The sequence below is a fragment of the Pseudomonas frederiksbergensis genome (assembly GCF_035751725.1).
Classification (GTDB): Bacteria; Pseudomonadota; Gammaproteobacteria; order Pseudomonadales; family Pseudomonadaceae; genus Aquipseudomonas; species Aquipseudomonas frederiksbergensis_A.
Genome location: NZ_CP142104.1, coordinates 5,476,434 through 5,495,734, shown reverse-complemented (window position 1 = coordinate 5,495,734; position 19,301 = coordinate 5,476,434). Strand labels below are relative to the sequence as shown.

Here is a 19,301-nt window from a genome sequence, read left to right as displayed (position 1 = left end):
TGTTGTTATGGGTTCCGGCGTCTGCGCGCCGGTGATGCCAAAGTACGCAGCCGGGGCTTGCTCAAAACGCACAGCGGCGACGTGCTCTTGCACTGCAGCGACCTGGATGCTTGAACGCTGCTTGCAACTGGCGTATCAAGGTCCGCACGCCACCCGCCAACCGAGTGCGCTCCATGTCCCAGGATTTCTACTTCTTGTTGCTGCCGGGTTTCTCGGCCATCGGTTTCATCTCGGCCATCGAGCCGCTGCGGGTCGCCAATCGCTTTCGCGGCGAGCTGTACCGCTGGCATGTGTTGAGCGCCGATGGCGGGGCGGTGCTGGCGAGCAACGGCATGTCGGTCAACGCCGACGCCGCGCTGGAGCCCTTGAAAAAAGGCGCGACGCTCTGGATCGTGGCGGGCTTCGAGCCGTTGAAGTTCGTCAGCCCGGTGTTGGAGCGCTGGCTGCACCGGCTGGACAACGATGGTGTCATCCTCGGTGGGATCGACACCGGCAGCGTAGTCCTCGCGCAGGCGGGATTGTTGGAAGGGCATCGCGTCACGCTGCACTGGGAAGCGATCGAGGCGTTCAAGGAATCCTATCCGCAGCTCAGCGTGACCCAGGAACTCTTCGAAATCGACCGCCGGCGCATCACCTGTGCGGGCGGCACCGCGTCCATTGATCTGATGCTGGACCTGATCGGCCAGGCCCACGGTTCGGAACTGGCGATCCAGGTCAGCGAACAATTCGTGCTTGGTCGCATCCGCCCCCGCAAAGACCACCAGCGCATGGAAATCGCCAACCGCTACGGCATTCGCAACAAGAAGCTGGTGCACGTCATCGGTGAGATGGAAACCCACAGCGAACCGCCCCTGAGCACCTTGGCCCTGGCCGAATCGATCAGCGTCACCCGACGCCAACTCGAACGGCTGTTCCGCCTGCACCTGAACGACACGCCCAGCAACTTCTACCTGCGCCTGCGCCTGGAAAAGGCCCGGCAGCTGCTGCGCCAGACCGACATGAGCGTGCTGGAGGTGAGCATTGCCTGTGGGTTCGAATCGCCGTCGTACTTCACTCGCAGCTATCGGGCTCGGTTTGCTCGGTGTCCGCGGGAGGATCGGCGGCGGCAGGGGGATGAGCGGGCGGCGGTTTGACAGGCTTTTATACTCAATTATACTCGCGGCTATAAATTATACCTTTCGCCATAATTGAGTATAAAACCATGTCCAAGCACCCCGGTTTTGTCTTCCGGCGTCCGGATCTGGCCCGCAACATTGTCGACGGGCTGATTGGCGCCGGGATCCAGGATTACACCTCAGGCCTGTTCCTGGCCGCGCCAAGGCGCACCGGAAAAAGTACCTTCCTGCGTGAAGACTTGATTCCCGAATGCGAGGCGCGAGGTTGGCTCGCGGTCTACGTCGATCTTTGGGCAAACAAGGAGAAGGACCCTGCCGAACTGATCGCCTCGGCCATTGCCGCCGCGTTGGTGCCTTATGAGAAAGGCATCCGCAAGCTTGCCAAGTCCATTGGCATCGACAAACTCAGCTTCTTGCGCACGTTGTCCTGGGATTTCAGTCAGCCGCAACTGCCCGAAGGGGCGACGCTGACCCAGGCGCTGGAGCTGTTGCACCATGCTGCCGAGAAAACCGTGGTGCTGGTGATCGACGAAGCCCAGCATGCATTGACCACCGAAGCCGGGGGCAACGCGATGTTCGGTCTCAAGGCGGCCCGTGACCAGCTCAATCAGGGGCGTGATGGCGATACCAGCGGCCTGCGGCTGGTGTTCACCGGTTCCAATCGCGATAAGCTCGCCCACTTGGTGCTGAGTCGCAACCAACCGTTCTATGGGTCCAGCATCACGCCGTTTCCTTTGCTGGGCAAAGCCTTCACCCAGGCGTACACCACCCACTTGAACGCACACTTGGCCCAGACCAATCAGTTCAACGCCGATGACCTGGACCAGGCGTTTGAGTTGGTAGGTCGCCGTCCGGAGATGTTGCGCAGCGTCATCGGCGAAATCGCCCTGGAACTGGGTGAGGCGAGCCATTTGGGGGAGTTGCTGCGCAACAGCGCCGAAATGCTGCGCGCCGGCGTCTGGACCGAATTCGAGAGCGCCTGGAACGCCCTGACGGTGCCGCAACGCGCCGTGTTGCAGGTCATGGCCGAGCGCTCGCAGAACAACGAGCCCTTCGCGCCCTTCACCGATTCAACATTGGAGGCGGTGAGCAAGGCACTGAAGAGCATGGGAAGCGAAGTCGTGCCCGGTACCCAGACCATCCAATCGTGTATCGATGCGTTGCGTGAAAAAGAATTGGTGTGGAAATCCAATCGCGGTGGTTATGCGCTCGAGGACAAGGCGTTTGCGGAGTGGTTGAAGGGGTATCGCAAGCAGCGCTGAAACTTGGACTATTTCCTGTGGCGAGGGAGCAAGCTCCCTCGCCACCGGGCGGTGTCGGCAGGTCTATTTCTTCATCAACGCCGAACACGCCGCCTTGTACGCCTCATGCTGATATTTATTCAGCGTCGCTGGCAGGGCGAAGTCGTGCTTCTTGTGTTGCGCATTGATGGTCTGCGGCGACAGCAGCGTCACCTCGCAACCTTCCAGCAACTGCAATATCCCTTCGATCTTGAATGTGGTCGGGCCACCGGCGAACTCACCTTTCTTGCTGCGCTTCTTGATGGCGATGCGTTCGATGCCGTTGTCCGTCACGAACGTCCGCACCTGGGCGGCAAAGGCCTTGACGTTGGCGGCTTCGTCGTCATCGTCCAGGGCGATTTTCTTAGTGCTCAGCGTAACGTGGCTCAACGCCTGCTGGTCCAGCGAGGCAACGGCGATGATCGCTTCGCTGCCTTTGATTTCGATGCCGCACGTTTTCATGTAAATTCCTTTACCAATTGTGCAAGCAGCTTACCGTGCCAAGCGGCTGCTCAAGCATCACTCCTGCCCAATCGACTCCAAAAACTCCGACCTGTCATCGCTCACCTGGGCCATGCAGTCGTTTTCGGCGATCTTGTAGGCGTCGCTGCCGGGTTTGGCCGGGAAGGCGGCGATGGCGCAGTCGGCGTCGCGCTGTTTTTGCCAGAGTTGCTGGGCGGCCTTGACCTTGGCTGTGATGTCGTTGAGCTGGGCCTTGTCGCTGGCGTAGCGGGTTTGCAGGCGCTCATTGAGGCTTTGCAGGTTTTCGCTGAGCAATTGCTCGGCGGCGGCTTTGCCGTAGGCGGAACAGGCGAGGGTCTGGACGTCGTTTTCAACTTCGTCGCAGGGGTTGGGCTCGGTGTCTTCGGTCGCGTGGGCGACGGTGCTGATCAATGCCAGGGCGAGGAAAATCGATTTCATCGGGTTGTCGCTCAAATCCAGTGAAAGCCAGTGGTGCCGCGGATTCTGGCGCAAGCGCCGGGTAAATAACAGATGGGCAGAGGGGGGCCATCGTAGTCCATTGTCGCGGATTGACGCTTTCGGCAATTCCCCTGTCGTTTTTGCACCCGGTCGCCAAGGCCCTCCGGCATATGCTGGCCCCAAAGCGCCGGCACACGATTCGGCGCATGAATCGCCAACAAGGGGACTGCCTGATGAGCCCAGCCGAATTGCACGCCGACAGCATCGTTATCGACGGGCTGATCATTGCCAAGTGGAACCGCGACCTGTTCGAAGACATGCGCAAGGGCGGCCTGACCGCAGCCAACTGCACCGTGTCGGTGTGGGAAGGTTTCCAGGCCACCATCAACAACATCGTTGCCAGCCAGAAACTGATTCGCGAGAACAGCGACCTGGTGATCCCGGTGAAAACCACCGCCGACATCCGTCGCGCCAAGGAGCAGGGCAAGACCGGCATCATCTTCGGCTTCCAGAACGCCCATGCCTTCGAAGACCAGCTCGGCTACGTCGAGATCTTCAAGCAGCTCGGCGTGGGTGTGGTGCAGATGTGCTACAACACCCAGAACCTGGTCGGCACCGGTTGCTACGAGCGCGACGGCGGCCTGTCGGGCTTCGGTCGCGAAATCGTCGCCGAGATGAACCGCGTCGGCATCATGTGCGACCTGTCCCACGTCGGTTCCAAGACCTCCGAAGAAGTCATCCTCGAATCGAAAAAGCCGGTCTGCTACTCCCACTGCCTGCCGTCCGGCCTGAAAGAACACCCGCGCAACAAATCCGATGAAGAGCTGAAGTTCATCGCCGACCACGGTGGTTTCGTCGGCGTGACCATGTTCGCGCCGTTCCTGGCCAAGGGCATCGATTCGACCATCGACGACTACGCCGAGGCCATCGAATACACCATGAACATCGTCGGTGAAGACGCCATCGGCATCGGCACCGACTTCACCCAGGGCCACGGCCAGGATTTCTTCGAAATGCTGACCCACGACAAGGGCTACGCCCGTCGTCTGACCAGCTTCGGCAAGATCATCAACCCCCTGGGCATCCGCACCGTGGGCGAGTTCCCGAACCTCACCGAGACGCTGCTCAAGCGCGGCCATCCTGAGCGGGTGGTGCGCAAGATCATGGGCGAGAACTGGGTGAACGTTCTTAAAGACGTCTGGGGCGAGTAAACCCCGCTGCATCACTGAATCCTTTACCTGCGGCCACTCGCGCCGCAGGCACATCACGAATTTCCGGAGTCAAGTTTTCATGGCCAAGATCGCCCCGCAACTGCCTATCGAAGTCGACAGCGAAACCGGTGTCTGGACGTCCGATGCCCTGCCGATGCTGTACGTGCCGCGTCACTTCTTCGTCAACAACCACATGGGCATCGAGGAAGTGCTGGGCGCCGACGCCTACGCCGAGATTCTCTACAAGGCCGGCTACAAATCCGCCTGGCACTGGTGTGAAAAAGAAGCCGAATGCCACGGCCTGGAAGGCGTCGCGGTGTTCGAGCACTACATGAAGCGCCTGTCCCAGCGTGGCTGGGGCCTGTTCAAGATCCAGGACATCGACCTGGACAAAGGCACCGCCAGCGTCAAGCTCGAGCACTCGGCGTTCGTCTATGTGTACGGCAAGGTCGGGCGCAAGGTCGACTACATGTTCACCGGCTGGTTCGCCGGCGCCATGGACCAGATCCTCGCCGCGCGCGGCAGCCAGATCCGCACCGTGGCCGAGCAGGTCTACGGCGGTTCCGAAGAAGGCCACGACGACGGCCTGTTCATCGTCAAGCCGTTGTAAGTCGAGGATCGCGCCATGGCTTTTGAAGCAATGTTCCAGCCGATCCAGATCGGCAAGCTGACCATCCGCAACCGCGTGCTCAGCACCGCGCACGCCGAGGTCTATGCCACCGACGGCGGCATGACCACCGACCGGTACGTGAAGTATTACGAAGAGAAGGCCAAGGGCGGCATCGGCCTGGCGATTTGCGGCGGCTCGTCGGTAGTCGCCATCGACAGTCCGCAGGAATGGTGGAGCTCGGTGAACCTGTCCACCGACCGCATCATCCCGCATTTCCAGAACTTGGCCGACGCCATGCACAAGCATGGCGCCAAGATCATGATCCAGATTACCCACATGGGTCGTCGCTCGCGCTGGGACGGCTTCAACTGGCCGACCCTAATGTCGCCGTCCGGCGTGCGTGAGCCGGTGCACCGTGCCACCTGCAAGACCATCGAGCCGGAAGAGATCTGGCGGGTGATCGGCAACTACGCCCAGGCCGCGCGCCGGGCCAAGGCCGGTGGCCTGGACGGCGTCGAGCTGTCCGCCGTGCACCAGCACATGATCGACCAGTTCTGGAGCCCGCGGGTCAACAAGCGGACCGACGAATGGGGTGGCAGCTTTGAGGGCCGCATGAAGTTCGGCCTGGAAGTGTTGAAGGCCGTGCGTGCCGAAGTGGGCGACGATTTCTGCGTGGGCATGCGCCTGTGCGGCGACGAGTTCCACCCGGACGGCTTGTCCCACGAGGACATGAAGCAGATCGCCAAGTACTACGACGACACCGGCATGCTCGATTTCATCGGCGTCGTGGGCTCGGGTTGCGACACCCACAACACCCTGGCCAACGTCATCCCGAACATGAGTTATCCACCGGAGCCGTTCCTGCACTTGGCCGCCGGTATCAAGGAAGTGGTCAAGGTCCCGGTGCTGCACGCGCAGAACATCAAGGACCCGAACCAGGCCACGCGGATCCTGGAGGGCGGTTACGTCGACATGGTCGGCATGACCCGTGCCCACATCGCCGACCCGCACCTGATCGCCAAGATCAAGATGGGCCAGATCGACCAGATCAAGCAGTGCGTCGGCGCCAACTACTGCATCGACCGCCAGTACCAAGGCCTGGACGTGCTGTGCATCCAGAACGCCGCGACATCCCGTGAATACATGGGCGTGCCGCACATCATCGAGAAGTCCACCGGGCCCAAGCGCAAAGTCGTGGTGGTCGGTGCCGGCCCGGCCGGGATGGAAGCAGCGCGCGTTGCCGCCGAACGTGGCCACGACGTGACCCTGTTCGAGAAGAAGGAATTCATCGGCGGGCAGATCACCACGGCCTCGAAAGCCCCGCAACGGGACCAGATCGCCGGTATCACCCGCTGGTTCCAGCTGGAACTGGCGCGGCTGAAAGTCGATCTGCGCCTGGGCGTGGCGGCTGACGCGGCGACCATCATGGACCTGCGTCCGGACGTGGTAGTGCTGGCCGTCGGCGGGCATCCGAACCTGGAGCAGAACGAACACTGGGGCGCCGCCGAAGGGCTGGTGGTCAGCAGTTGGGACGTGCTCGACGGCAAGGTTGCGCCGGGCAAGAACGTGCTGGTCTACGACACCATTTGCGAGTTCACCGGTATGTCGGTGGCCGATTTCCTCGCCGACAAGGGCAGCCAGGTCGAGATCGTCACCGACGACATCAAGCCGGGCGTGGCCATTGGCGGGACGTCGTTCCCTACCTACTACCGCAGCATGTACCCCAAGGAAGTGATCATGACCGGGGACATGATGCTGGAGAAGGTCTACCGCGAAGGCGACAAGCTGGTGGCGGTGCTGGAGAACGAATACACCGGTGCCAAGGAAGAGCGCGTCGTGGACCAGGTGGTGGTGGAGAACGGCGTGAGGCCGGACGAAGAAATCTACTACGCGCTCAAGGAGGGTTCGCGCAACAAGGGCCAGATCGACGTCGAAGCCCTGTTCGCGATCAAGCCCCAGCCGTGCCTGGAACAGAGCGGCGATGGCTACTTGCTGTTCCGCATCGGCGACTGCGTGGCCCAGCGTAATACCCACGCGGCCATCTACGACGCCCTGCGGCTGTGCAAGGATTTCTAACGGCTTAACACCATCACCTGTGGCGAGGGAGCTTGCTCCCGCTGGGCCGGCCCGACGTTTCGGGCGAAGCGGCCCCAGATGATCAGTCGAGGAGCGTCAGGTTTACACCTGGGGCTGTTTTGGGAGCGCTTCGCGCTCCAGCGGGAGCAAGCTCCCTCGCCACACGTAGGTGCGTCGCTCTCACTGGCGCGCACATGACCCTGAGGTCTTTGGGAGCAACACCTATGTTGAACACCCTTCTTCCAATCCTGCTGTTCGCCGCCCTGGGCCTCGCGGTCCTGGGCGCCCTGCGGCGGGTGAACATGTGGCGTCGGGGACGACCGTCGAAAGTCGACCTGATCGGCGGCCTCTTCGCCATGCCCAAGCGCTACATGGTGGACTTGCACCACGTGGTGGCGCGGGACAAATACATTGCCAACACCCACGTCGCCACGGCGGGTGGTGCGGTGGCATCGATCGTGTTGGCGATCCTGGTGCACGGTTTTGGCTTGCACAACCGCATCCTTGGCTACGCCTTGCTGCTGATGTCGGCGGTGATGTTCGTGGGCGCGATCTTCATGTATCTGCGCCGGCGCAACCCGCCAGCGCGTCTGTCGAAAGGCCCGTGGATGCGCCTGCCGAAAAGCCTGCTGGCCTTCTCGGCGTCGTTCTTCCTGGTGACCTTGCCGGTGGCGGGCATCCTTCCGGAAAACTTCGGTGGTTGGCTGGTGGCGGCGATCCTGGGTGTCGGCGTGTTGTGGGGCGTGTCGGAGTTGTTATTCGGCATGACCTGGGGCGGGCCGATGAAGCACGCCTTCGCCGGTGCCCTGCACCTGGCCTGGCACCGCCGCGCCGAGCGCTTTGGTGGCGGCCGCTCCACGGGCTTGAAGCCGCTGGACCTGAACGACCCCGCCGCACCACTGGGGGTGGAAAAACCCAAGGATTTCACTTGGAACCAACTGCTCGGTTTCGACGCCTGCGTGCAGTGCGGCAAGTGCGAAGCGGCCTGTCCGGCGTTCGCCGCCGGCCAGCCGTTGAACCCGAAAAAACTCATCCAGGACATGGTCGTCGGCCTGGCCGGCGGCACCGATGCGAAATTCGCCGGCAGCCCGTATCCGGGTAAACCGGTGGGTGAGCACGGCGGCAATCCGCACCAGCCGATCGTCAACGGCCTGGTGGACGCCGAGACCCTGTGGTCCTGCACCACCTGCCGGGCCTGCGTCGAAGAGTGCCCGATGATGATCGAGCACGTCGATGCCATCGTCGACATGCGCCGCCACCTGACCCTGGAAAAAGGCGCGACGCCGAACAAGGGCGCCGAGGTGCTGGAAAACCTCATTGCCACCGACAACCCGGGCGGCTTCGCCCCGGGCGGGCGGATGAACTGGGCGGCGGACCTGAACCTGAACCTGCTCAGCGAGAAGAAATCCACCGACGTGCTGTTCTGGGTCGGCGACGGTGCCTTCGACATGCGCAACCAGCGCACCCTGCGCGCCTTCGTCAAAGTGCTCAAGGCAGCGAAGATCGACTTCGCCGTGCTCGGCCTCGAAGAGCGCGACAGCGGCGATGTGGCCCGGCGCCTGGGTGACGAAGCGACGTTCCAGCTGTTGGCCAAGCGCAACATCCAGACCCTGGCCAAGTACAGCTTCAACCGCATCGTCACCTGCGACCCCCACAGTTTCCATGTGCTGAAAAACGAATACGGCGCCTTCGACGGCAACTACCTGGTGCAGCACCACAGCACCTACCTGGCGGAAATCATCGACGCTGGCGCGCTGAACCTCGGCCAGCACAAGGGCGACAGCGTGACCTATCACGACCCGTGCTACCTGGGCCGCTACAACGGCGAATACGAGGCGCCGCGCCAAGTGCTGCGTGCGCTGGGCATCGAGGTCAAAGAGATGCAGCGTTCCGGGTTCCGTTCGCGTTGCTGCGGCGGTGGCGGCGGTGCGCCGATCACTGACATCCCGGGCAAGCAGCGCATTCCCGACATGCGCATGGACGACATCCGTGAAACCGGCGCCGAACTGGTGGCGGTGGGTTGTCCGCAGTGCACCGCGATGCTCGAAGGCGTGGTCGAACCACGACCGATGATCAAGGACATTGCCGAACTGGTGGCCGATGCGCTGCTGGAAGACGCGGCGCCGAGCAAGCCCGTGGCCCCGGCCAAACGTGAACCTGCGGAGGTGCATTAATGAGCGACATCATCCGCCGCGACCCTCGCGCCGAGTGGATCGCCCGCAACCGCTTGCACCCGCTGCACGCGGCTATGCAACCGTTGCAGCACAGCTGGATGGGGCCCAACGGCGTCATCCGCAAGAATGTGCATGGTGTCGGTTTCATCGGCCCCAACGGCATCAAGCGCATCGACCGCAGCGGCGCCCAGCAAGGTGGGGCGAGCAAGCGCACCGCTGCCGTCGAAGTGCAATTGCCGCTGCATCAGGTGCCGCAACCGGCATTCCATATTTGCGTCGTTCCGGACATGGTCGGTGGCCGCCTCAGCAGCCACGACCGCGATTTGCTCGGCCTGGCCCATCAGTTGGCCGGCAGCGACGGCGCAGTGTTGGCCGTGGTGTTTGGCGAGCATAAGGAAAGCACCTTCGCCACGGCGGGTGTCGACCGCTTGCTGGTACTCGAGGGCGAGGAATTCAGCGGTTATGCACCGGAGCAACGGGTGCAAGGCTTGCGGGCTGTGGATAACCAGTTCAACCCACGCCACTGGCTGCTGCCTGACAGTCGCAGCGGCGGTGGTGAATTGGGCCGGCGCTTTGCCGCAGCCCTGGGCGAGCGCCCGGCCACGCGGGTCTGGCAGGTCAAGGGCGAAGAATGCATCGGTCGCGCCGGTGCGGGCCTGCAAGACTTGGCTCGACCGTTGGCGCGCTTGATCCTGGCGGCGGCCGAATGCGCCGAACCGGTCAGCGAAACCCGTCACGAAGCCTTGCCGGTGGAGTTATCCACAAGCGTGGCCCGTAGCTTGTCGCGGATCGAAGATCTTGGCGCGGTTGCCGTGGACCCGGGTGCGATCCCGATGGCCGAGGCCGAATTCATTTTCTCCGGCGGCAACGGGGTCAAGGACTGGGCGCTGTTCCATCAGACCGCCGCAGCCCTGGGCGCTACCGAAGGCGCTTCGCGGGTGGCGGTGGACGACGGCTTCATGGCCCGCGATCGCCAGGTCGGTGCATCCGGCACCTGGGTCACGGCGCGGGTCTATGTGGCCGTGGGCATTTCCGGGGCGATCCAGCACCTGCAAGGCATTGGCGCCTGCGACAAGGTAGTGGCGATCAACCTCGATCCAGGCTGCGACATGATCAAGCGTGCGGACCTGTCGGTGATCGGTGACAGCGCGGCGATTCTCCAGGCCCTGATCGCGGCGGTAGAGGCTTACCGCAACGAAGCCAGGCGCGATGCGGCTTAAGCTAAGGAAACGTTCATGAGTACCCAAGTGATCAGCCTCGTCTCCATCGGCGCCCACCCGACCTCCGGCCGGCCACGGCGTGCCGAGCAAGACGCCCGCGCCGTGGAGCTGGGCCTGCAACTGGCCGGCAATGACCTGCAAGTGCTGCACGCCGGCGACGTGGCCGAACCGGCCCTGCGCGCCTACCTGGGCATGGGGCTCGATGAGCTACATGTATTGGAGAACCCGAACGGGGCCGACGCGTTGCCGGCCCTGACGGACTATCTGCGGGATGCCGGCGCCCAAGTGGTGCTCACCGGCAGCCAGGCGGAAACCGGCGAAGGCTCGGGCATGTTGCCGTTCCTGCTGGCCGAGAACCTGGGGTGGCCGTTGGTGGTGGGGCTGGCGCAGGTCGAATCCATCGAAAACGGCGCGGCCCTGGTGCTGCAAGCCTTGCCTCGTGGTCAGCGGCGACGGCTCAAGGTGCGCCTGCCGTTTCTCGCCACCGTGGATAACGCTGCGCCAAAACCTCGGCAAAGCGCCTACGGCCCGGCGCGGCGTGGGGCATTGCACGCTGAAGAAGTCGAAATCATCGACGATGCCTTGCTGGCGGTGGCGGCTCTGCAACCGGCCAAGCCCCGGCCCAAGCGCTTGAAAGTGATCAAGGCCAAGAGCGGCGCCGACCGCATGAAAGCCGCTACCGCCAAGGCCAGCGGCGGAGGCGGGCAGGTACTCAAGGGTGTCAGCCCGGAGGAAGGGGCTCAGGCGATTCTAAAATTGCTGATAGAGGAGGGGGTGGTTCGCTAACCCCGACCCTCTATAAACCCCTGTGTGCGGGCTTGCTCGCGAATGCTATAGGTCAGTCGATATAAGATTCGCGTGACACACCGCTTCGCGAGCAGGCTCGCTCCCATGGAGTTCTGGTTTTGCCCACAATCTTTGTGCGCGCCTCTGTGGATAACCTGTTCGCCCCTCGCTGCGCCCTATGCCAATCGCGCTCTCCAGCCCTTTGCTTAAAAAATAGCCAATCTAACTCGCGGTTTTCATTGGCTTTTTGCTGTGAATAAAACATCGTCCGGGGGAAACTTGCCCCCAATCTCTGTTGGCGCTTCTGTGGATAAGATGTTCGCTATCCGCTACAAGCCAAGCGCTGCGGTTCTTTCAGAGATTTGATCAAATAATAGCCAAACTCCTCATGTCTCCGAAAAAATCACCGGAAAACGCCGATTTGCGGCGCCTTCCTTGGGTTTTCCACAGAACCGTCAAAATTACCCCCAAACGCTGTTGGCGGTTCTGTGGATAAGGTGTTCGCTCTGAGCTACAGCCCTTGTAGGTCGCGACCTGCATCGGTCTGGTCAAAAAACGATCAAGCCGTCAGTAAACCGTTGTCATTGGCTAAGTCACGGATTTTATTCACATTGGCGCTCAAAGATCCCCGTCACCTGCACATTTGTCCCCAATTACTGTGGGTGGCGATGTGGATAACTTGTTTGCGGAGTTCTGAAAGCCGCGGCTGGCTTAGCTCGAAACGCGATAGATCAAATTTCATACAGTTCTAAGGAACCGCCTTGACGGACAGGTGTCGCCTGTCTTCACTCATGGCACAAGGACAGCGAGACTTTATCCATATCTGGTTCAGGGAGAACGCACGATGGATAGCAAGGCCCCCACTCCAATACCCCATTCAGCCCCGACGTGTAACCCGACGCCGTCCACCGCGCTGCCTCGACGCATCCATCGTCGCTCGGCCAATCAGCGTGCACGCCTATAACGCCTGAGTGTTTCCCCGGTCACCGTTGACTGCCGCTTCAACCCGTACGGGATAGTGGCCAGGCGTTCGTGCGCCTTTGAATTTACAGGCAACCGCAGAGTTGCCCCTTCTGCCTGAGAGGACTTGAACATGACACGGATCTCGACCCCCATCAGTGAAATCAAGGAACACTACGACGTGATTGTCATCGGCTCCGGCTACGGCGGCGGCATTGCCGCGTCACGCTTGTCCCGGGCCGGGCGCAAGGTTTGCCTGCTGGAGCGGGGCCGGGAGATCCAGCCTGGCGAGTATCCCAACACGTTGCTCGCCGCCACCGAGGAACTGCAGGTGCATGACCCGGACGGCCACATCGGTTCACGGACCGGGTTGTTCGACCTGCACGTCAACGCCCAGCAGAACGTTGTGGTCGGGTGTGGCCTGGGCGGGACTTCGCTGATCAACGCCAACGTCGCGTTGGAAGCCGAACCCGGTGTCTTCGAAGATCCACGCTGGCCCCAGGCAATGCGCGAGCACAGCGACACGCTGCTCAAGGACGGCTACGCCCGGGCACGGGAGATGCTCAAGCCCAATCCCTATCCGGCATCCTCGCCGAACCTGCCCAAGCTCGACGCCCACAAGAAATCAGCGGATTACCTCAAGCAGGGTGCGCATTTCTACAAGCCGCCGATCAACGTGACCTTCGACAAGCTGCCCAATAACCTCAATCACGTCGGTGTCGAACAGCTGCCATGCAATGGCTGTGGCGATTGCGTCTCGGGCTGTAACAACAAGGCCAAGAACACCACGCTGATGAACTACCTGCCGGATGCCTGGAACCACGGCGCCGAGATTTTCTGCCAGGCCGAAGTGCGGCACCTGGAGCGCGAGGGCGACGGCTGGATTGTGCATTTCCAGTACCTGGACAGTGGTCGCGAGATGTTCTCGGCACCGACGCTTTTTGTCCGCGCCGACATCGTCGTGGTGTCCGCCGGCACCCTGGGCTCCACCGAGATTATGCTGCGCTCGCGGGACAAGGGCCTGTCGATGTCTGCCCAGTTGGGCGAAAACATGAGCGGCAACGGTGACATCCTCGGCTTTGGCCACAACTGCGACCAGGTTATCAATGGCATCGGCTTTGGTGCCCATTCGGCCAAGGAGCTCGAGCCGGTGGGGCCGTGCATCACGTCGGTGATCGATATGAGCACCGAGGGCGACTGGCGCAGCCGGATGGTGATCGAGGAAGGCTCGATCCCCGGCGCCCTTGGCCGGGCCATGGTGCCGAGCATGGCGGCGTTCGCCGAGATGATCGGCGTGCCCACCGACACCGGTTTCGGTGCCAGTCTCAGATACAAGGGCCGCGAGGCCGAAAGCTTCCTGCGCGGCCCGTATTACGGCGCGCTGCACAACATGCAGACCTACCTGATCATGAGCCATGACAACGGCAAGGGCCGCATGGTCCTCGATAACCAGGATCAGCTGCGCATCGACTGGCCCGGTGTCGGCGAACAGGAGAACGTCACCCTCGGCAACGAACGGCTGCACCTGAGCACCAAGGCCCTGGGCGGGATCTGGGTCGAGAACCCGATCTGGACCAAGCTGCTCAAGCACAGCATCGTCTCGGTCCATCCGCTGGGCGGTTGCGTGATGGGCGAGGACGCAGTCCAGGGTGTGGTCAACCACAAGGGCCAAGTGTTCAGCGGCGCCAGTGGCACCGACGTCTACCCGGGGCTGTATGTGACGGACGGCTCGGTGATCCCGACGTCCCTGGCGGTCAACCCGCTGCTCACCATTTCGGCGGTGAGTGAGCGCAACATGGGGTTGCTGGCGGCTGATCGCGGCTGGCTGATCGATTACACGCTGCCGTCGGCTCCGCGCAAACCGGTGGCGGCGCCGACCCTCGGCGTGCAGTTCACCGAAACCATGAAGGGTTACTTCTCCACGGCGTTCACCGAGCCCCAAGGCACCGACCTCAACCTTTACGAAGCGGCGGCCAAGCGCGGCAAGGCCGATAACTCACCCATCGAATTCACCTTGACCATCACCGCCGCCGACCTCGATCGCCTGATCAAGGAACCGGAGCATGCGGCGACGCTGGTGGGCACCCTCGATGCGCCGCTGCTGTCGCCCAAGCCGCTGGTCGCCAGCAATGGCGTGTTCAACCTGTTCGAGCAGTACCAGGAACAGGTCGGCGTGCGCCACATGAACTACGACATGAAGCTGACCGCGGAGGATGGCAGCGACTACTTCTTCAGCGCCTTCAAGACCGTGCCCGAGGACAATGGCGTGCTGAACATCTGGCACGACACCAGTACGCTCTACGTCACGCTGTATCGCGGGCCGGACAAGACCGGCACGGTAATCGGCTCCGGGGTGATGCACATTCTGCCGGCCGACTTCGCCAAGCAGATGACCACCATGAAAGTGCTCAACGCCCGCAATGAGCGCGAGCGCGTGGAGGCACTGGCGCGGTTCGGCAAGTTCTTCGCCGGGATCCTGTGGGAGAGCTACGGCGGTGTCTTCGCCGGCGACGTCTACTTCAACCCGGACGCGCCGCCTCGCTTGAAACGGCCGCTGGATGCGCCAGCGCCGGTGGTGCATTTCTTCCAGACCGAAGACAACGTCGAGTTGCGCCTGACCCGCTACCAGGCCGGCAGCAAAGGTCCGGTAATGTTGGTCCATGGCTTGGGCGTGGGTTCGAATATTTTCTCCACCGACACCATCCACACCAACCTGCTGGAGTATTTGTGCAAGCACGAATACGACGTCTGGCTGCTGGACCTGCGCGTCAGCATCCTGTTGCCGGCCAGCAAGCATGAATGGAACGGCGACCAGGTGGCCCAGTACGACTTCAAGGCAGCGATCGAGCAGATCCAGCAGGCAACGCTGGCCCGTGACGTGCAGTGCGTGGTGCATTGCTACGGCGCGACGACCTTCTTCATGTCGATGCTGGCGGGCTTGCAGGGCGTGCGCTCGGTGGTCTGCTCGCAGATCGCCGCCGACACGGTGGTCGCCACCGCCACGGGGCTGAAGGCCGGGTTGCATTTGCCGGGCATGCTCGATGCCATCGGCATCAAGTCCATGACGGCGTACGCCGACACCAAGGAAAGCTGGTTCAACAAACTCTACGACAAGGCCCTCAACGGCTATGCCCGGATCGAGGCCCAGGGTTATTGCACCAACCCGGTCTGCCATCGCATTACCTTCATGTACGCCTCGCTGTACCGCCACGATACCCTCAACGAAACCCTGCACGACAACCTGCATGAGTTGTTCGGCGAGTCGAACATCCAGACCTTCGAGCACCTGGCGCTGATCGTGCGCAAGGGGCATCTGGTGGACTTCAAGGGCAACGACGTCTACATGCCGCATTTCGACCGGCTGAAGTTGCCGATCTGCTTCATCAGCGGCGCCGACAACCAGTGCTACTTGCCGCAAAGCACCCTCAAGACCTACGAGCGGCTGTGCGACATGCACGGTCCGCAACTGTTCAGTCGCCATGAAATACCGGGGTACGGCCACATCGACTGCATGTTCGGCAAGGATGCGGTGGTGGATGTGTATCCGATCATTCTTGAGCACCTGGAGAAGACTGCATTGGGCTAGCTGACTGCGCTCCGTGGCGAGGGAGCTTGCTCCCGCTCGGCTGCGAAGCAGTCGTCGCTTTTGAAGTCTTGGGGGCCGCTACGCGGCCCAGCGGGAGCAAGCTCGCTCGCCACATGGGTTTTGTGGTGAGTCAAGAATAAGGAAAAGGATGCGATGAACACTTACATCCGTTGGTTCCAACGCGTCATCTGGGTCGGGATTGTCATGAACATGGTCTTCGCGATCCCGGCGCTATTCGCGCCGGCGTTGCTGACGTCCATGATCGGTCTGCCGCCCGTATTGTCCGATCCCTGGCTGGAAAACGCCGGCATGTTGCTGGTGGGGATCAGCCTGTTCTACATGCCCTCGGGCTTCAACGCGCCGCGTTTCGTGGTGCATTCATGGTTGTGCGTGCTGTCGCGGCTGGTGGCCGTGGTGTTCTGGGTCTACCTGATCAACACCAACAACCAGGGCTCGCTGTTCGTGCCGATGCTGATGGGCGACTTGAGCATGTTCCTGATCCTGGGCGTGCTGCTGTACCTGGGCAGCCCGGTGGCCAATCGTCCCCTGGCCTTGCTCTGCGCCGGTTGGCGGGATTGGCGTGCCGGCTGGGCGCTGCGCTGGCAGAGCCACGGTTTCAAGGTCGGCACGTTGGTGGTGCTCTTGCTGTTGGGTTTCATCGGCTACCAGACCTGGTACCAGATGATCCGGGAAGTGCCACAACCGGACTTCGCCTCCGATGAAGACCATTACAAATACGCCGCCATCGGCCTGGGCATCGAAGCGCGGATTCCCTACTACCTGTTCGCCGTGCTGCCGCAGATGTGTCCGGAAAAACTGCCCAGGCCGGGTGGCTACGAGGTGTTCGGTTTTCTCTATGAGAACGGCAACGACTTGCCCATCGGCATGGCCAAGCGGCAGCTCGGCTACCCGACCGTGGAGCCCAACTGCGCCCTGTGCCACACCGGCTCCTACCGGGCCAATGCCACTGACGTCGCGGTGCCAGTCGCCGCCGCGCCGGCCAATACCCTGCAACTGCAGGCCTTCCAGTGGTTCGCCTACGAATGCGCCAGCGATCCGAAATTCACCCCCGACGCGGTCATGACTGCAATCACCGGCAAGTTCCAGCTGGGCTTTTTCGAAAAGCTCTACAACCGCTACTTGATCATCCCGATGGCCAAGAGCGCGTTGCTCAAGCAGAAACAAGCGTACGCCTGGCAGAAGCTGCGCCCGGCCCAAGGGCCAGGACGGACCGACACCTTCAACCCGACCAAGATGGTGGTGTTCGGCTTCCCGGATGATTCCACCATTGGCACCGTGGACCTGCCGCAGGTCTGGAACCAGAAACCTCGGGAGTCCATGTACCTGCATTGGGACGGCAATAACAACAAGATCCACGAACGCAACTACGCGGCGGCCATGGCCGTGGGCGCGACGCCCGATTCGGTGCTGCCACCGAGTTTCAATCGCGTCACCAACTGGCTACTGGGCCATAAGGCACCGGCCTGGCCGTTCGCCCTGGACCAGGGGAAAGTCGCCCAGGGCAAACCGATCTGGGAGAAAAACTGCGCCGGCTGCCACGACTTCGGCCGCAGCGACACCGGCCAGGTCACCACCAACATCGACCAGTTGGGCACCGATCCCCATCGCCTGAACTCCTTCACCACCGGCCTGGTGACGGCCTTCCACGGCTTCAAGAAACCGCCGTTCGACTTTGGCGCCTACCGCAAGACCCAGAGCTACAGCAACACCCCCACCGATGGTATCTGGCTGCGGGCTCCGTACCTGCACAACGGTTCGGTGCCGACCCTGTGGGATTTGCTGCAAGCGCCGGAGCAGCGGCCGCAGGTGTTCTACACCGGCTCCGACATCTACGACCAGGAGAAGGTCGGCTTCATCACCCGCGGCGCGCAGATGAAGGCGTCGGCGGATTTCAAATACGACACCCGCCTGGAAGGCAACCACAACGGCGGTCACCTGTATGGCACGCAACTGTCGGACGTCGACAAGCGGGCCCTGATCGAATTCATGAAAACCCTGTAGCCCAGGGCATAGCGAAGGAGCGTCCACATGTCATTACTGCACCATTGGGAGCATGAGTTCGACAAGGTCAAGGTCCGTCTGCACGGGTTGGTGACGCGGCTGGAAATGTCCTGGAAAAAACTCGTCAACGACCTGGAACCCGAGGAGTTTCAGGCCATCGTCAAGCTGCTGCAACGAGGCCACGACCAGGCCCGGCACGTTATCGATCACGGGGATCTGCCGGACGACGAGCCGGCGGTGCCGTGGGAGTTGGCCCACGGTTTGTCGATCCTGAAGATCGGCAACGTCACGCCCCTGCCGCAAAAAGAAGAAGAATTGCCGACCCGCGTGCTCAAGGACGGTACGTTACTGGGCTGCCGCAAATGGGAACTGCTGGACCTGCTGTGGAGCGAGGCGCTGCTCAAGTGGATCGAAAACCTGCGCCACCATGCGCCGTTCGCCACGAACCCGGCGCTGGTGAAAATGGACAACGACGTGGTGCTGGCCATCGCCGGCGACTGGGGCACCGGGCCGTTCGACAGCCATGCGCCCGCTGTGGCCGTCGCCAACCAGATGCAACTGGCCCAGGCGGATTTCACCATTCACCTGGGCGATGTCTATTACGCCGGCACGCATTCCCAGGAGGACGTCGACATGGCCGGCTGGCCGCAGGGCAAGCACGGTTCGTTTACCCTCAATTCCAACCATGAGATGTACAGCGGCGCCCATGGCTATTTCAAGGAACTGGCGGCGCGTTTTCCGGTGCAACAGAGCACCAGCTATTTCGCCTTGTACAACGATGACTGGTTGGTGGTCGGCCTCGACAGCGCGTACGCCTCGGACGCGATGAACCTGTACATGGACGGCACCCTCAACACCCAACAGATCGAGTGGATGAAAACCCTGCCCAAGCGCAAGAAACTCATGGTCCTCAGCCATCATCAGGGCTTCGATATATCCGGGCACCACAAGACCGCGCTTTACCAACCAGTGTGCGATGCCCTGGGGCGTGAGCCGGATTACTGGTATTGGGGGCATTTGCACAATGGCATCTGCTATGCGCCGCAAGGCGGGTTGCACGCGCGCTGCGCCGGGCACGGGGCGATTCCCTATGGCACCACGAGCGAGTTGAACGGACATGCCCGGGTGTTGTGGTCGGAAACCCAGCTGGCGGGCGACGAGGCTTATCCGGAGCGGGTGCTGAACGGGTATGTGAAGGTGGCGCTGAAAGGGGAGGCGATTGTCGAGACGTTCTATGGGGAGGATGGGTCGGTGAGGTGGTCTTCTTCGAGTTGATTGGATAAAGGTGAAACCGTCTTCGCGAGCAGGCTCCCACAAGGAATCTTCGGTGCGTCGCAGAT

Annotated in this window: 13 protein-coding genes; 11 read left to right on the top strand and 2 right to left on the bottom strand. The window is 62.0% G+C overall.

The annotated features are described in order from the left end of the window. The first annotated feature begins 173 nt into the window (after window positions 1–173). Complete coding sequence (locus tag VQ575_RS24725; protein WP_039590615.1) at window positions 174–1,133, top strand: GlxA family transcriptional regulator; 960 nt, start codon at window positions 174–176, stop codon at window positions 1,131–1,133. Window positions 1,134–1,201: 68 nt separating this feature from the next. Then, entirely contained in the window at window positions 1,202–2,377 is a 1,176-nt protein-coding gene (locus VQ575_RS24720) for an ATP-binding protein (RefSeq protein WP_325918607.1), read from the top strand. Between the two features lie 63 nt (window positions 2,378–2,440). Here the strand turns inward: VQ575_RS24720 and VQ575_RS24715 are convergent, their stop codons facing one another. Further along, window positions 2,441–2,857 (bottom strand): DUF3010 family protein, encoded by a 417-nt coding sequence (locus VQ575_RS24715; protein ID WP_045157162.1) that lies wholly within the window; start codon window positions 2,855–2,857, stop codon window positions 2,441–2,443. Between the two features lie 57 nt (window positions 2,858–2,914). Then, window positions 2,915–3,316: a lysozyme inhibitor LprI family protein gene (locus tag VQ575_RS24710; protein ID WP_039590618.1), complete on the bottom strand. Its 402-nt coding sequence runs from the start codon at window positions 3,314–3,316 to the stop codon at window positions 2,915–2,917. A gap of 233 nt (window positions 3,317–3,549) precedes the next feature. Between VQ575_RS24710 and VQ575_RS24705 the strand changes: the two genes are divergently transcribed. The 9 genes from VQ575_RS24705 to VQ575_RS24665 all read left to right on the top strand — a co-directional run bounded on the left by VQ575_RS24705 (window position 3,550) and on the right by VQ575_RS24665 (window position 19,236). Then, window positions 3,550–4,527, top strand: coding sequence for a dipeptidase (locus VQ575_RS24705; RefSeq protein WP_030139307.1), 978 nt, complete (start codon window positions 3,550–3,552; stop codon window positions 4,525–4,527). A 79-nt stretch (window positions 4,528–4,606) separates the two neighbouring features. After that, a complete protein-coding gene (locus tag VQ575_RS24700) occupies window positions 4,607–5,137 on the top strand; it encodes a DUF5943 domain-containing protein (RefSeq protein WP_018612374.1) in 531 nt (176 codons plus the stop codon). Window positions 5,138–5,152: 15 nt separating this feature from the next. Further along, the gene (dgcA, locus tag VQ575_RS24695; protein WP_045157161.1) at window positions 5,153–7,213 is read left to right on the top strand and encodes a dimethylglycine demethylation protein DgcA; all 2,061 of its coding nucleotides are present in this window, start codon (window positions 5,153–5,155) and stop codon (window positions 7,211–7,213) included. A 224-nt stretch (window positions 7,214–7,437) separates the two neighbouring features. Further along, on the top strand, window positions 7,438–9,387 hold the full coding sequence (gene dgcB, locus VQ575_RS24690) for a dimethylglycine demethylation protein DgcB (RefSeq protein WP_325918605.1): 1,950 nt from the start codon (window positions 7,438–7,440) through the stop codon (window positions 9,385–9,387). Beyond that, window positions 9,387–10,607, top strand: a complete 1,221-nt coding sequence (etfA, locus tag VQ575_RS24685) for an electron transfer flavoprotein subunit alpha (RefSeq protein ID WP_039590623.1) — start codon at window positions 9,387–9,389, stop codon at window positions 10,605–10,607. The genes dgcB and etfA overlap by 1 nt, the downstream gene beginning before the upstream one ends. 15 nt (window positions 10,608–10,622) lie before the next feature. Then, entirely contained in the window at window positions 10,623–11,393 is a 771-nt protein-coding gene (etfB, locus tag VQ575_RS24680; RefSeq protein ID WP_325918603.1) for an electron transfer flavoprotein subunit beta, read from the top strand. 1,093 nt (window positions 11,394–12,486) lie between these two features. Then, window positions 12,487–15,939, top strand: a complete 3,453-nt coding sequence (locus VQ575_RS24675) for a GMC oxidoreductase (RefSeq protein WP_325918601.1) — start codon at window positions 12,487–12,489, stop codon at window positions 15,937–15,939. Window positions 15,940–16,092: 153 nt separating this feature from the next. Further along, window positions 16,093–17,961 (top strand): c-type cytochrome, encoded by a 1,869-nt coding sequence (locus VQ575_RS24670; RefSeq protein WP_325918600.1) that lies wholly within the window; start codon window positions 16,093–16,095, stop codon window positions 17,959–17,961. 27 nt (window positions 17,962–17,988) lie between these two features. Next, window positions 17,989–19,236 carry a metallophosphoesterase gene (locus VQ575_RS24665; protein WP_325918599.1) on the top strand — a complete coding sequence of 416 codons (1,248 nt, stop codon included), beginning with the start codon at window positions 17,989–17,991 and terminating at the stop codon, window positions 19,234–19,236. Window positions 19,237–19,301: the final 65 nt, after the last annotated feature.

Bases quoted from the DNA above. Each gene is read 5' to 3' on its own strand.
- VQ575_RS24725 (WP_039590615.1), top strand. From the start codon at position 174: ATGTCCCAGGATTTCTACTTCTTGTTGCTGCCGGGTTTCTCGGCCATC.
- VQ575_RS24720 (WP_325918607.1), top strand. From the start codon at position 1,202: ATGTCCAAGCACCCCGGTTTTGTCTTCCGGCGTCCGGATCTGGCCCGC.
- VQ575_RS24715 (WP_045157162.1), bottom strand. From the start codon at position 2,857: ATGAAAACGTGCGGCATCGAAATCAAAGGCAGCGAAGCGATCATCGCC.
- VQ575_RS24710 (WP_039590618.1), bottom strand. From the start codon at position 3,316: ATGAAATCGATTTTCCTCGCCCTGGCATTGATCAGCACCGTCGCCCAC.
- VQ575_RS24705 (WP_030139307.1), top strand. From the start codon at position 3,550: ATGAGCCCAGCCGAATTGCACGCCGACAGCATCGTTATCGACGGGCTG.
- VQ575_RS24700 (WP_018612374.1), top strand. From the start codon at position 4,607: ATGGCCAAGATCGCCCCGCAACTGCCTATCGAAGTCGACAGCGAAACC.
- dgcA (WP_045157161.1), top strand. From the start codon at position 5,153: ATGGCTTTTGAAGCAATGTTCCAGCCGATCCAGATCGGCAAGCTGACC.
- dgcB (WP_325918605.1), top strand. From the start codon at position 7,438: ATGTTGAACACCCTTCTTCCAATCCTGCTGTTCGCCGCCCTGGGCCTC.
- etfA (WP_039590623.1), top strand. From the start codon at position 9,387: ATGAGCGACATCATCCGCCGCGACCCTCGCGCCGAGTGGATCGCCCGC.
- etfB (WP_325918603.1), top strand. From the start codon at position 10,623: ATGAGTACCCAAGTGATCAGCCTCGTCTCCATCGGCGCCCACCCGACC.
- VQ575_RS24675 (WP_325918601.1), top strand. From the start codon at position 12,487: ATGACACGGATCTCGACCCCCATCAGTGAAATCAAGGAACACTACGAC.
- VQ575_RS24670 (WP_325918600.1), top strand. From the start codon at position 16,093: ATGAACACTTACATCCGTTGGTTCCAACGCGTCATCTGGGTCGGGATT.
- VQ575_RS24665 (WP_325918599.1), top strand. From the start codon at position 17,989: ATGTCATTACTGCACCATTGGGAGCATGAGTTCGACAAGGTCAAGGTC.